Annotated in this window: 12 protein-coding genes; 1 reads left to right on the forward strand and 11 read right to left on the reverse strand. The window is 62.3% G+C overall.

Annotated elements, in window-relative coordinates:
- Positions 1–30: 30 nt before the first annotated feature.
- The 6 genes from rplU to RIG82_09350 form a co-directional block, all read right to left on the reverse strand.
- The gene (rplU, locus tag RIG82_09325) at positions 31–345 is read right to left on the reverse strand and encodes a 50S ribosomal protein L21 (protein MEQ9461137.1); all 315 of its coding nucleotides are present in this window, start codon (positions 343–345) and stop codon (positions 31–33) included.
- A gap of 186 nt (positions 346–531) precedes the next feature.
- The gene (locus RIG82_09330; protein MEQ9461138.1) at positions 532–951 is read right to left on the reverse strand and encodes a DUF1425 domain-containing protein; all 420 of its coding nucleotides are present in this window, start codon (positions 949–951) and stop codon (positions 532–534) included.
- 104 nt (positions 952–1,055) lie between these two features.
- Positions 1,056–2,687, reverse strand: coding sequence for a hypothetical protein (locus RIG82_09335; protein MEQ9461139.1), 1,632 nt, complete (start codon positions 2,685–2,687; stop codon positions 1,056–1,058).
- Between the two features lie 76 nt (positions 2,688–2,763).
- Complete coding sequence (locus RIG82_09340) at positions 2,764–3,384, reverse strand: hypothetical protein (GenBank protein ID MEQ9461140.1); 621 nt, start codon at positions 3,382–3,384, stop codon at positions 2,764–2,766.
- Between the two features lie 6 nt (positions 3,385–3,390).
- Positions 3,391–3,990 carry a hypothetical protein gene (locus RIG82_09345; protein ID MEQ9461141.1) on the reverse strand — a complete coding sequence of 200 codons (600 nt, stop codon included), beginning with the start codon at positions 3,988–3,990 and terminating at the stop codon, positions 3,391–3,393.
- A gap of 123 nt (positions 3,991–4,113) precedes the next feature.
- Positions 4,114–5,580 (reverse strand): MFS transporter, encoded by a 1,467-nt coding sequence (locus RIG82_09350; GenBank protein MEQ9461142.1) that lies wholly within the window; start codon positions 5,578–5,580, stop codon positions 4,114–4,116.
- 172 nt (positions 5,581–5,752) lie between these two features.
- Here RIG82_09350 and RIG82_09355 point away from each other — a divergent pair, with 172 nt between their 5' ends.
- The gene (locus RIG82_09355; protein MEQ9461143.1) at positions 5,753–6,088 is read left to right on the forward strand and encodes a nucleotide pyrophosphohydrolase; all 336 of its coding nucleotides are present in this window, start codon (positions 5,753–5,755) and stop codon (positions 6,086–6,088) included.
- Positions 6,089–6,137: 49 nt separating this feature from the next.
- Here RIG82_09355 and RIG82_09360 read toward each other — a convergent pair whose 3' ends face one another.
- The 5 genes from RIG82_09360 to efp all read right to left on the reverse strand — a co-directional run bounded on the left by RIG82_09360 (position 6,138) and on the right by efp (position 11,720).
- Positions 6,138–7,037, reverse strand: coding sequence for a hypothetical protein (locus tag RIG82_09360; GenBank protein ID MEQ9461144.1), 900 nt, complete (start codon positions 7,035–7,037; stop codon positions 6,138–6,140).
- Between the two features lie 192 nt (positions 7,038–7,229).
- Positions 7,230–8,975 (reverse strand): glycine--tRNA ligase, encoded by a 1,746-nt coding sequence (locus tag RIG82_09365; GenBank protein ID MEQ9461145.1) that lies wholly within the window; start codon positions 8,973–8,975, stop codon positions 7,230–7,232.
- Positions 8,976–9,105: 130 nt separating this feature from the next.
- Entirely contained in the window at positions 9,106–9,828 is a 723-nt protein-coding gene (locus RIG82_09370; protein ID MEQ9461146.1) for a class I SAM-dependent methyltransferase, read from the reverse strand.
- Positions 9,829–9,835: 7 nt separating this feature from the next.
- Positions 9,836–11,161 (reverse strand): hypothetical protein, encoded by a 1,326-nt coding sequence (locus tag RIG82_09375; GenBank protein MEQ9461147.1) that lies wholly within the window; start codon positions 11,159–11,161, stop codon positions 9,836–9,838.
- 4 nt (positions 11,162–11,165) lie between these two features.
- Complete coding sequence (gene efp, locus RIG82_09380) at positions 11,166–11,720, reverse strand: elongation factor P (protein MEQ9461148.1); 555 nt, start codon at positions 11,718–11,720, stop codon at positions 11,166–11,168.
- Positions 11,721–12,025: the final 305 nt, after the last annotated feature.

Raw genomic sequence — 12,025 nt, forward strand, 5'->3', positions numbered from 1 at the left:
GGGTCCTTGGATCGGTAGTGGTAGTTGGGCTTAGCCAGCGATCTTGGTGATCTTGACTTCGATGTAGCCCTGGCGGTGGCCGTTGCGTCGGCGATAGGTTTTGCGACGGCGGAACTTGATGATCTCGACCTTGTCGGCGCGGCCTTCTTCGATGATGTCGGCCTCGACTGAGGCGCCATCGACGTAGGGGGCGCCGAGTTTGGAGGTGACGCCTTCGCCGACGAAGAGGACGCGGTCGAAGGTGAGGGTCTTGGCGTCTTCGGGTAGTTCGCGGAGGTCGATCTTGATTTTGTCGCCTTCGGCGACCTTGATCTGGGTTCCGCTGTCTTCGATCACGGCGTACATGGCGTGGTCCTTTGGGGCTGGGGCCCGTTGTGGGCCGAGCCGAGTAGTTTAGCGGGCGGGGCGGTCAGTGCCAAGTGAGGGCTGGGTGTGGGGTAGGGGCGTTTACGATCCCGAGTCACACGCCTTGGGGCGTGATGACTCGGGCCATCCTGGGTGATGGCACTCAATACCTTGCTGACAATAGGTTTAGCGAGATCGATCGGGTCGGATTTCGAGGTTCCAGTCGGAGGCGAAGTAGTCGACGGCGGTTCCGGAGAGGAACTCTTGAACGTCGGGTTCGAGGACGGCGGTCTGCCAGGCGGCTTCGTGGTTGATGGGGACGCCGTTGGGCTTGAAGAAGGTGTAGCGGTATTGGATGGCGACCGGGTCGTCGTCGGTGGAGCGGACGGGGACGGTGACCTGGAGGGGGGTGTCGGCGGAGCCGGGGGTGACGACGTAGCGACCGGTGCGGAGGTCGCTGCGTAGGTCGGGGTCGGAGCAGATGACCTGTGAGGTGTCTTCGCCGGCGACCCAGCCGGACTTGACGCCTGGGTCTGACTTGCAGCCAGCGGCTGTCAGGAGGCTGAGTGCGAGGGTGACGGCGGCGAGGGGTGTAATGAGGTTCACGGTGGGTACTCCTTTGGGGGTCTTGGTCTAGTTTACCTGTGGATGGTGGGTCGTCGGCGGTTTTCTAGGGTTGTTGCGGAAAACCCGGATTGGTTCGACCCGGGTTACTGGGTCTGGGGTTCGGGTTTGTTGCCTTTGAATGAGGGGTGGATTTGGCCAAAGAGGCGTGCGAAGCCGGTGGTTCCGGGGAGTGGTGGGACGAGCGATTTTCCGCCTTCGAGGATGTGGAGGCCGGTCTGGCCGTATTGGTCCTGGACGGTGAGTTTGATGTTCTGGGTGCGGTAGAGGTCGAGGAGAGTGCCCCAAGTGAGGTTGGGGATGAGGTTGGCCTGGACGAGGTCGTTGAGCATCTGGTCATCGGGGGTACGGGCGTCTCGGCCGCCCAGAGGCAGGGGTAGGGCGTTGTCGCCGGTGAGCGGGAGGGTGGGTTGGGCGTGGTCGGTGTGGTAGCAGACCTGTCCGGAGGTGGCCCAGGGGCGTTGTTCGACGCCTGGGGAGGTGGGCATGCGGACGTAGCGGAGTTGGGCCTGGGCTCGTGTGGGGGGGGAGAGTCCTGCGAGGACGAGTCTTGATCCGGGCTTGCCCGCGATCTGGAGTTGGATGCGGTCGTCGCCGGTGCCTGTGAGTTTGAGGGGAACGAGGTAGAAGCGTTGGGGGGTGGCTTCGCAGTAGCGGATGTCGGCCTTGGCGGATGCTTTGAGGAGGGCGCCGGAGCCTGCGGCGATGAGCCCGGCGAGGACAAGGGTCTGGTTGTCGTTATCGATGCCGGCTTTGGTGGCGGCGAGTCCGCCTATGACGAGGCCAGTGCCGGCGATGGCTTTGAAGGTGCGGACGTCTTCGAGGTTGTTCCAGCGGTGGTCAGCGGCCATCTGGTTGACATCGGTGACGACGGGGAAGGTGCCGATGGTGTTGTTGTTGAGCTGGACTTCGAGGGGTGCGTTGTCGGAGGCGGTGCGGGGTCGGAAGACGGCAAGGGCGCCCTCGAGGCCTTCGGCGCGCTTCTGGGGTCCGAGTCCCCATGAGACGACGAGGATGGTGTTGTAGTCGCCTTGTCGGATGGTGTTGACGGTGGCTTCGAGCTGGGGGACGAGTTTCTGGGCGAAGGCGAGGTTTTCGTTGCCTTCTTCAGGTCGAGCGAGTTGGAGGTTGGCGATGCCTGAGAGGAGGTAGCCGAGGGTGAAGTTGGAGGCATCGACGATGTATCCGGCGTCGAGGTAGTCGTCCTGGGCATCGGGGCCGGTGGCACGATTGGCGATGTCGGTTTTATTGAGGAGATTGCCCTCATCGTCGGTGCCGAAGTCGCGGAGGTAGAACAGGGCGTTGTCGAGGGCGGCGCGGCTGTTGTCCCATGTGTCGAGGGAGGCTTGCTGCATGGCGTAGTAGGTAAAGGCGAGGGCTTGCTCGAAGGGTTCGCCTTTCCAGATTTTGACGCCTTCGTTGATGACGATGGAGGCGGTGGTGCGGTCAGCGTTGAGTCCCTGGATGCGGAGGGTGTCGTAGAGCTGCTCGAAGGTGAGGTTGGCGGCGTGGGGGTAGCCGTCGGCCATGGTGAGCAGGGCGGTGCGCATGCGGTCGAGGACGTAGTCGCGGTCGGAGCGGTCGTCGGTGATCTGTTGTTGCATGGCGACGCGGGCGCGGGCGTAGTTGCCGGAGTAGAGGCTGTCGGCGATGCGGGGGTCGAGGGGTTTGTTGCAGGCGGTGAGGAGCGAGCAGAGGATCAGGAGGATGAACGACAAGTACCATCCTGAGGCGCGCCGGTTCGGTCTGATCGGATGTGGGTCGCGGTAGGGCATCGCGTGTCCCGGTGTGGGGTTAGTCCCAGATGTGTCCGACGGCGGCGCGTTTGAACTCGATGGAGCCGGTCCAGAGGAGTTGTCCGGTTTGGAGGTCGAGGAGCTCGAAGGCGCAGTCGTAGGCGTCGGTGCGTTGTTTGGCCTGGGCTCGGGTCGCTGAGCGGAAGGTGGCGGCGAGTCGGTGGGTGGGTTGGCGGTTGGCGGCGAGCTGCTGGAGTTCGGGGATGCCGGTGTTGCGGGCGTTTTGCACGTCGTCCATGGGGACGATGAAGGTGATGTTTTTGTTGTCGGCGAGTTGTTTGAGCGGTGCTCCGCTGAGGATGCGTCGGATGGTGGCTTTGCGTTCGAGGGGTGAGAGGACTTCGGATGAGAGGTTTTCGATGCGGTCGGCGACGATGACCCAGGGTTGTGAATCGGGCCGACGCTCGGCGATGGCGGGTGCGGCGAGGAGGTCCTGCGCGATGGCGGAGCTCATGCGGGAGAAGTCTTCGGTGTCGGTTCGGGTTGTGCGGACGGGTTCGGCACAGGCGGTGAGGAGTGCAGCGAGGAGGAATGGCGTGAGTACCAAAAGCGTCCAACGCGAGCACCCCGGGCTTGCGCCCGGGGCTCGTTGGAGGGTTGTTGGGTTACGGGGGGTCATCGTGGTTTAGTTGTCGATGACACGTTTGGAGTCGTAGGTGGTGGAGAAGACGATCTGTCCGTCTTCGAGTCGGATGAGGGTGTATTCGAGGAAGTAGGACTGGGTGTCGCCTCGGGCGGAGCGGTAGAAGTTTCCGGTGAGGGCGTAGGTTTGCCCGCCTTCGAGGGTGGGTGGGGTGCGGGTGACGCCTTCGGACTCGGCGATGGCGTTGACGCGGGCGCTTCGTTCGATGAACTTGATCTGTTCGCGTCCGACGCGGGACGAGAGGAGGGTGGAGGTGATTTTTCGGGCGACGATCTCGAAGTCTCGGGTGGAGACGATGTCGGTCTGGTTGGCGAGGTCGCCGATGAAGATGGTGGGTTTGGGGGTGACGCCGTTGAGTTCGGGGGTGTTGCGGGTCTGGGCACCGAGTTCGGGGAGTTCGGCGAGGTCGCGGATGAGGTCGGTGGCGGCCTGATCGGCGAACTCTTCGAGCTCGACGAGTTGGATGCGGGTGGATTCGCGTTCGCCCTGCGTGACTTCGCCAGCCCCGACTTTTCCGCCTTGGGATTTGCAGCCGGTGAGGGTGATGAGGGTGATGACGAGGAGGGTGGTGATGCGTGTCATGGTCGGTCTCCAGCGGTGGGGCGGATAGGTGGGGTCGGTATGACGCCACGGCCTATTGTAAGACGTTCGGAGGCTTTGTCGGGTTCCCGCAGGTTTTCTTGTGATCTCTGTCGATCGTGTGGGTCAGCGTCGCAGGCGGTAGCTGGCTTCGAGGAGTTTCCCGGCGACTTTGGTGGGGGCGAGGACGCTGGCGCGGATGTTGGAATAGAAGATAGAACTGGTGAAGACCATGGCTTCGCGGGTGCCTTTGGCGCGGGGTTCTTTGAGTTGGAGCACGAAGAGCAGGGAGAGGATGCGTGTGATGAGGACCATGCCGAAGACGATGGCATGGAATGTGATGATGGAGCCGGTGATGGGTGCGACCCAGTAGAGGTCGGCGTACTCGTAGGCGTAGAAGGCCCCGAGGAGCCCGCCGATCATCCCGCCGAGGGAGACCCACAGAGCGTTCATGGCGGGATAGGCGGAGCCGGATCGCTGTCTAGGTTGCCCTTCGCGTTGCTTGCGGTTGCCAGAGATGTCGAGGAGGAAGTTGAAGCCGGCGAGTTCGATGGCGGTCCAGCCGACGTTGGCGATGAGGACGAGGGCGTAGCCGGGCCAGATGGATTCGGGGGTCATCAGGAGCCAGAGGATCGAGCCTGGCTGGACGAGGATGATGCCGATGATGAGGACGGGTTTGTTGCCCATTCTGTCGATCACGGGCCCCCACATGTGCATGATCAGGAACTTGAGAACGAAGGGGATGGCGAGGAGCAGGATGTTGATTTTGAGGGCGGACCAGCCGAGGACTTCGATCCCGTAGTGGAATGCGTATCCACCCATCATGCCCATGCCGATGTTGAAGAAGAAGGAGAAGCCCAGGTAGTAGCGGAACTGGGGGTCGAGCATCGGGACGAGGAGTGAGCGTAGCGGGGTGGGGTTTTGTTTCTTGTGTTTGGGGCCGGGGTCTGGGATGGGCATGAAGCAGAGGATGTCGATGACGCCCATGACGCCGGCGAGGGCGATGAAGGCGGAGGTGACGGCGAGGAGGTATTCGGCGGCGTGGGACTCGGTGAGTTGGAGGATCCATCCGACGATGAAGGTAGCCCCGATGGCTGGGAGGAGTCCCCATCGCTGGCGTTGTCCGAAGTAGGTTCCGCGGATGCGTCGGGGGATGACATCGGACATCCAGTTGAGCCATGCGGGCCCGCCGGCGTCCATGCAGAGTCTGGAGATACCGAAGAGGACGAGGTAGATGGGCCACCAGTAGTCTTCGAGTCCTGGGAGGATCCAGGGGAGGAGTCCGATGATGACCCACATGCCCCGGCCGACGGAGAGTGAGATGAGGAAGAAGATTCGTCGGTGCCCGATGGTGTCGATAAAGAGGCTGGCTGGGAGCTGGGCGAGGGGTCCGAGGAAGATCAGGGCACCGGCGACGCCAAAGGCCCAGTCGGGCATGCCGAGTTCGAGTCCGTAGATGGTGATGGCGGAGCCCTGGATGGTCCAGAGCCACCAGGAGCCGAAGAGCCAGGCGACGAAGATCCAGTTGAGCTGTCGGTTGAGTTCGCTGGCGCGCCCGCGGTCGTTGTTGGTGAGATGGGCGGGCGTGAACACGTGATGGCTCCATGGGTTGGCGGCGTGGCCGCCATCGTTTTCCCAGGTGGTGTATTGATTTTCTTCAGTTGAGCCCATCCGCAGCGCGCATCGTAACGAGGTTGCCAGAAGATTCGAGGGGGTTGAGGGCTTAAACTGGTGTTTTTCTTGAGAAACTTTGAGGAGCGTGATGGTGGCTGATCAGGATGTGACTCTGGCGGAGCTGAAGCGTCGGGTGGCCCGGTTTGTGGCGGAGCGAGATTGGGGGAAATACCACCAGCCGAAGAATCTGGCGATGTCGGTGGCGATTGAGGCGGCGGAGCTGATGGAGTTGTTTCAGTGGTCGCCGCAGGGGAATCCGGTGCGGCCGATGGGGGAGAAGGAGCATCGCCAGCGGGTGCGGGAGGAGGTGTCGGATGTGCTGGCGTACCTGCTGAGTCTGGCGGAGGTGATGGAGATCGATATCTCGGAGGCGTTCGAGGCGAAGATGGCGTCGAATGAGGCGCGATACCCGGCGGAGGGGACATAAAAAAGCCCGCCTGAAGGGCGGGCTCTTGTGGTGTCGTGATGTGTGATGATTAGCCGCGTCGTGAGAGGAGCATGCCGAGCATAGCGAGTCCTGCACCGGCGGCGGCGGGGGTTGGGATGGTTTGGGGCGGGGGCGGGATGAAGTTGGTGAAGGTGAGGTTATCGATGGCTGCTGACCCGCCGAGGCTGATGACGATGCGGTCGATACCTTCGTCGAAGGTCGGGAGGCTGGTGCCGTTGGCGAGATTATTGGCGTCGATCACGCCGTTGAGCAGGTTGAGGTCAAACTCGGGGATCTGGTTGGCGTAGTTATCGCCGAAGACGAGCCCGCTGACGAAGAAGGGAGAGGAACTGTCGATGAAGGAGGCGAAGGGGATGTCGAGGCGGACGTTGCGAGAGCCGACGATGCGCTCAAAGGTCAGGATGTTGCTGCCATTGGCTTCGGCCCCGTTCTCGAGGTCGATGATGTCGAATCCGAAGGACTCGACTGGCGTGTCGAAGAGAATTCTGATGTTGCCAGCGGGGCGTTTGCCTTCGTCATCGGGGGTGCCTGTGGGTACACCGGCTTCCTGAATAATCAGGGCGTTGTGGAGGGTGGCATTGGCGATGTTCCCGCCATCGAACGGCGAGACGAGGTCTGGGTCGCGGTTGCCGGGGTCGGTCGGCGGGCTGGTGTCGAAGATGACGCCGGGGTCGTTGTAGGCGTTGGGGTTGCTGCTGAGGTCAACGTTGATGTTGTTGACGGAGATGCGGATGCCGTAGGTCTGGCGAAGGGCGGTTCGGAGCACCCCGCTGGTTACCACATCGCCGTGGTCAAGGTTGTAGTCGATGTCGGTGCCACCACCGGTGGTACGGGTGATGACATCGTCGAAGGTGACCGTTGTGGCGTGGGCTGATGTTGCCAGCGCGAGGCTCGCGAGGGCGAGCGCATAGGTGGATCTGCGAATCATGTGGTGGGTTCCTCTCTCGTTCCCAGTTATTGCAGGCGTCACGCCCCCCTCCCAGAGGGCGTGAAATGTGAACGTAGCCGATGATCGCGACTGATGCGTGGGGGTTAGCCACTAACTGATGGAGTTTTTTGTGTGGTTAACGGATGTAACGGCTGAGCGTGTGAAACTGGGAAGTCTGGGTGTTTCTGGAGGTCAGTTCTTGATGTGCTCGTCGAGGAAGGCGGGGACCTTGTCGAGGTTGATGCGTTCCTGGGCCTGGGTGTCGCGGTGGCGGACGGTGACAGTCTGGTCGGTGAGGGAGTCGCCGTCGATGGTGAAGCAGTAGGGGGTTCCGGCCTCGTCCATGCGGGCGTAGCGTTTGCCGATGGACTGCTTGGCGTCCATCTGGACCGTGTGCTGGTTGCGGAGGGTCTTGTAGAGGTTGTGGGCGACCTCGGGCATGCCGTCCTTGTTGACCAGGGGGAAGACGGCGGCCTTGATGGGGGCAAAGCGCGGCTTGAACTTCATCACGAGTTTTGACGCGCGGGACTCGTCGGGGGTGTAGGCCTCGCAGAGCAGCACGAGGACAGCGCGGGTGAGTCCGGAGGCGGGCTCGATGACGTTGGGGATGTACTTGCTGAGCTTGTCGATCTCTTCTTTAGGCTTGCCTTCGGCCTTGGCGGCGAGCTGGCGCTCCTGATCGAAGTATTCCATCTTGGCGCCGGAGTGGGTCTGGTGCTGGGTGAGGTCGAAGCTGCCGCGGTGGGCGACGCCTTCGAGTTCGCCGAAGCCGGGCGAGGTGAAGGGGTACATGTACTCGACGTCGACGCACATCTTGGAGTAGTGAGCGAGCTCGTCGTCATCGTGATCACGGAAGCGGAGGTTCGATTTCTCGATGCCGAGAGACTCCCACCAGCGCATGCGTTCGTGTTTCCAGAAGTCGTACCACTTGGGGGCATCGTCGGGGGCGCAGAACCATTCCATCTCCATCTGCTCGAACTCGCGGGAGCGGAAGATGAAGTTGCGGGGCGTGACCTCGTTGCGGAAGGACTTGCCGATCTGGGCGATGCCGAAGGGCACCTTGACGCGCATGGTGTCGAGGACGTTTTTGTAGTTGAGGAAGATGCCCTGGGCGGTTTCGGGGCGGAGGTAAGCCTTGTTGTCCTCGTTGCGGATGGCGCCGACGAAGGTCTCGAACATGAGGTTGAACTGGCGGGGCTCGGTGAGGGTGCCGATTTTCTGCGTGAAAGGGCTGGGAATACCAGCGTGCCGTTTCGCAAGCTCGCTCATATTTAGCGACGTATAGATCCACCGCCAGATTGAGCCATCCGCATGCTCTCTGTATTGGAAACTGACCCAGTGTGAGCCGTCGGCATAGCCGCCCGACTGTCCAACTGCTTTCGATTTACCAAACACCTTATTCTCAGCTTTGAGGAACTCCGAGAGCGCTTCAGAAGGTGTGTTGCCGATGGAGGAAGCGACTGGCTTGCCTTCTATGAGTTGGAAGACATCCAGGCTGCGGATCACTTCAGATGCTCGCCCAGCATCTTCGATGTATTTCACTTCCTCCTCTGGAACTTGATACGACCAAAGAATCCAAAGATGATCGGCTCGTACTCGTTGCTTCGTCTCTGTGTCGTCAACCATCGGATCGTTAAACCCACCAACGTGTCCGGAGGCTTCCCATGTTCTGGGGTTCTGGATGATGGCGGAGTCGAGGCCGACGATGGTGAGGGGTTCGCCGTCGGGTCCGATGGGGGGGCATTCGACGGTCTGTCGCCACCACCAGTCGCGGATGTTGTTTTTGAGGGCGGTGCCGAGGGGGCCGTAGTCCCAGAAGCCGTTGATCCCGCCATAGATCTCGGAAGCGGGGTAGACGAAGCCCCGGCGTTTGCAGAGGGCGACGATGTCTTCCATGGATTTCTGGTCGGGGGCGATCGAGGGGGTGGCCTGGGACATGGGGGAGCTCCGGTTGGGCGCGTTTGGTTTGTCGCGCGGGGGGGCATGGTAACGGGAGGGGAGGACAGAGGTGATAGGAGCAGGATCCGGGGGCCGGCTGCGCCGGACCCCGGCCACCCTGAGGTATCGATCAGCGTCGGACGGCGGCGATCAGCATCCAGGGCAGGTCGGTGTCGGGGAGGTGGGGGGTGAAGCCGGCCTGTTTGAGGAGCTTGAGCCAGGTGTCGAGGGGGAAGGCGGCGCAGCGGTGGTGGTCGTGGTGGGTCGTGGTCCGGGCGGTCTGGTGGTCGGTGATCTCGATGGTGAGGTGGAGGTCGTAGGTGTGGTTGGCGTCGAGGGGAGAGACGGTGGAGGTCAGGCGGGTGGTGAGGTGGTCATCTTCCTGCTCATCGGTCGCGGTGTCGGAGGGGTCGAAGGTCTCGGCGGTGTGGTCGGGAGCGAGGATCAGCAGCCCGCCCACGGGGAGATGGTTGGCTGCAGTGGTGAACGTCGAGAGGAGGTCATCGGATGTGAGGAGGTAGTCGATGGCGTCGTGGATGAGGATGGCGTCGAAGGTCTGGTCGAGGCTGAGGGTACGCATGTCGGCGGGGATGGTCGGGAGCTCGGGGTTGAGTCGTCGGCACTGGGCGAGCATCGATTCGGAGAGGTCGGAGGCGGTGCAGCGGTGGTGATGTTTGAGGTGATAGAGGGTGTGCCCGCCGCCGGCGCCGAGTTCGAGGAGGTGGAGCTGGCGGTCGCCGAAGTGCTGGGTAAGCAGTTCGTTGATGATCTCGGCTTCGGGGGCGTAGTCGTCGGGTGGGGACAGTTTTGGCCAGAGGTGAGCGAGGTCGTCGTAGAGGTGAGGGGTGGTCATGTTGAGGTTATGGCCGGCGGTCGAGGCGTCGGCTCAGGAGGTAGTCGGCTTCGGCGGGGATCTGGGCGGAGAGCATCCAGGCGATGGTCTCGGTGGTGACGGCGGAGACGGGGCCGAGGCTGAGGTCGAGGGGTTCGATGCGGACGACGGCGTCGCCTACGGGGCCCCATGTGTCGATGATCGCGTCGCCAGGGCGGAGCTGCTTGTGGCTTTGGCCGTAGCTGGCGATCACCCAGACGACGCCTCGGCCAGCGGAGCGGTAGCGACCCTGCTCGCCCCACCAGGGGTCGTTGGGTGGGTGGTGCTCGCCGAAGGCGATGACCATGTCACGCTGGCCGGGCCGAGCGTTGTTAAAGGAGCGGAGGGCGTTGGGGTCATCGGCGAGCTGGTTGCCGAGGTGTCGCGGGGGCTGACGGCCGCCGGGGAGGACGAAGATGGACCCGCCATCGGCGAGGGAGCGACCGGCGCGTCGGGCGGCGGCGGAGAGGGTGTGCCAGGAGGCGGTGCCGATGTTACGGAGGACTTTGCTGGTCTCGGTCAGGTAAGCGTCGCCGAGGGTCTGGGGCGGGATGGGTTCGAGCCAGCGGTCGTGCATGAAGCGTTGACCGGCGTAGCGGGAGGAGTGCCGCTGGAGCCGGTCGAGTTCGTCGCTGATGACGACAACGGGGACTTTGTCTCGGCGTGTGCAGGCGGCGAAGAGTTCGGCCTGGAGGGTCCATGCGGCGATGGTGTTGAGTACGGTGAGCGTCGGGGCACCGTGCGGCTGGTCGTGGCCATCGTTATCGATCAGGACATCGACGGCTTCTTGGGCGGGTTCGAGGAGGTTGTGTTGTTCGAGGGTTTTGAAGGGCGCGATGCCGATGAGTACGCCGGAGCCGCGGAGCCGTTGAGCTTCATCGACCTGGTTGCGCAGGTGTTCGGCGAGCGGGGGGTCGGAGGTCTTGCGGACGCCGAAGATGTAAATGACCGGTTCGCCTGTGCGGCCGGGTTCGCCGGAGACGAGGGTCAGGGCACCGGGCCGGTGGCTGAGTTCGGCGGCGAGTCCGTCGGAGCCCATGACGCCCAGGTAGAGGTCACGCTCGACGAGGTCATCTGCGATGAGGTTGGCGGCGTTGGTGATCTCGGGCAACTGCTCGCGGATTCGCTCGATGCCCTGTTGAATGCGGTTGAGGTAGTCACGGGCGTTGGGCAGCTCGTCAGGGAGGTTGGTGGTCTGGGCGTGGCTAGGCGCGGCGAGGGACAGGGCGACGAGTAGGGCGACCTGGAGGATGATCAGAACCCAACGATGGCGCTGCGGTCTCTGGTGAGGGTTTGATTGGATTGCGAGGGGCATGGGTTTATTGTCGGCCGAGGTATTCGCCGGAGTCGGTGGAGATCTTGACGGTGTCGCCGTTGTTGACGAAGGCGGGGACGCGGGTCTTGAGTCCGGTTTCGAGGATGGCTTCTTTGGGTTGGTTGGTGGCGGTAGCGCCCTTGATGCCCGGGGGGGTGTCCTTGACTTCGAGTTCGACGGCGGCGGGCGGGTTGATGGACATGACGTTGCCCTGGTAGACCAGGGCGGTGACGGGGGTGTTGGGTTTGAGATAGAGGATGGTGTCGCCAAGGATGTCTTTTGGGACGGTGAACTGCTCGTAGGTTTCGTTGTCCATGAAGACGGAGCCGGAGGCGTCATCGTAGAGGTACTCCATCTCACGTCGATCGAGTACGGCCTCGGTCACTTCGTCGGAGCCGCGGAGCCGTTTTTCGATGTGGTTGCCGGTCTGGAGGTTCTTGAGTTTGACCTGGGTGTAAGCGGGGCCTTTGCCTGGCTTGACGTGGTCGAGCTTGACGACGAGCCAGAGTTGGCCGTCCATTTCGAGTGCGTTTCCGGTTCGGACATCGTTGGCCTTCATGGGAGGCTCCTGGTTGGATTTGTGTGTCGGTTGGAACAACCTGTTTAGTCTAAAGCAGGAATGCTTTTTGAGTTATCACCGGATTTGGCTGAGTAGGGTTAATCTGCCCTGAGCCTATGTCAATGATGAACTTATAGAGTTTAGCGGAGTATTTTGAGAGGCGTATGCGAAGGCGTTGCCTTGACATCATGATGAGGTTTGTTAGGACATGGGTTCACCATGTATGTGCATGTAACGATCAAACCGCTCACGAAGCGGTTGAAGCGGCATTGGTTCGATGAGGGAGAGAAGCTCTCTCAGAGGAA

Source organism: Phycisphaeraceae bacterium (assembly GCA_040222855.1).
GTDB lineage: Bacteria > Planctomycetota > Phycisphaerae > Phycisphaerales > Phycisphaeraceae > Mucisphaera.

Coding starts and splice junctions, on each gene's coding strand:
- efp (MEQ9461148.1), bottom strand. CDS start 11,720: ATGAAGGCCAACGATGTCCGAACCGGAAACGCACTCGAAATGGACGGC.
- RIG82_09360 (MEQ9461144.1), bottom strand. CDS start 7,037: ATGATTCGCAGATCCACCTATGCGCTCGCCCTCGCGAGCCTCGCGCTG.
- RIG82_09370 (MEQ9461146.1), bottom strand. CDS start 9,828: ATGACCACCCCTCACCTCTACGACGACCTCGCTCACCTCTGGCCAAAA.
- RIG82_09365 (MEQ9461145.1), bottom strand. CDS start 8,975: ATGTCCCAGGCCACCCCCTCGATCGCCCCCGACCAGAAATCCATGGAA.
- RIG82_09345 (MEQ9461141.1), bottom strand. CDS start 3,990: ATGACACGCATCACCACCCTCCTCGTCATCACCCTCATCACCCTCACC.
- RIG82_09340 (MEQ9461140.1), bottom strand. CDS start 3,384: ATGACCCCCCGTAACCCAACAACCCTCCAACGAGCCCCGGGCGCAAGC.
- RIG82_09375 (MEQ9461147.1), bottom strand. CDS start 11,161: ATGCCCCTCGCAATCCAATCAAACCCTCACCAGAGACCGCAGCGCCAT.
- rplU (MEQ9461137.1), bottom strand. CDS start 345: ATGTACGCCGTGATCGAAGACAGCGGAACCCAGATCAAGGTCGCCGAA.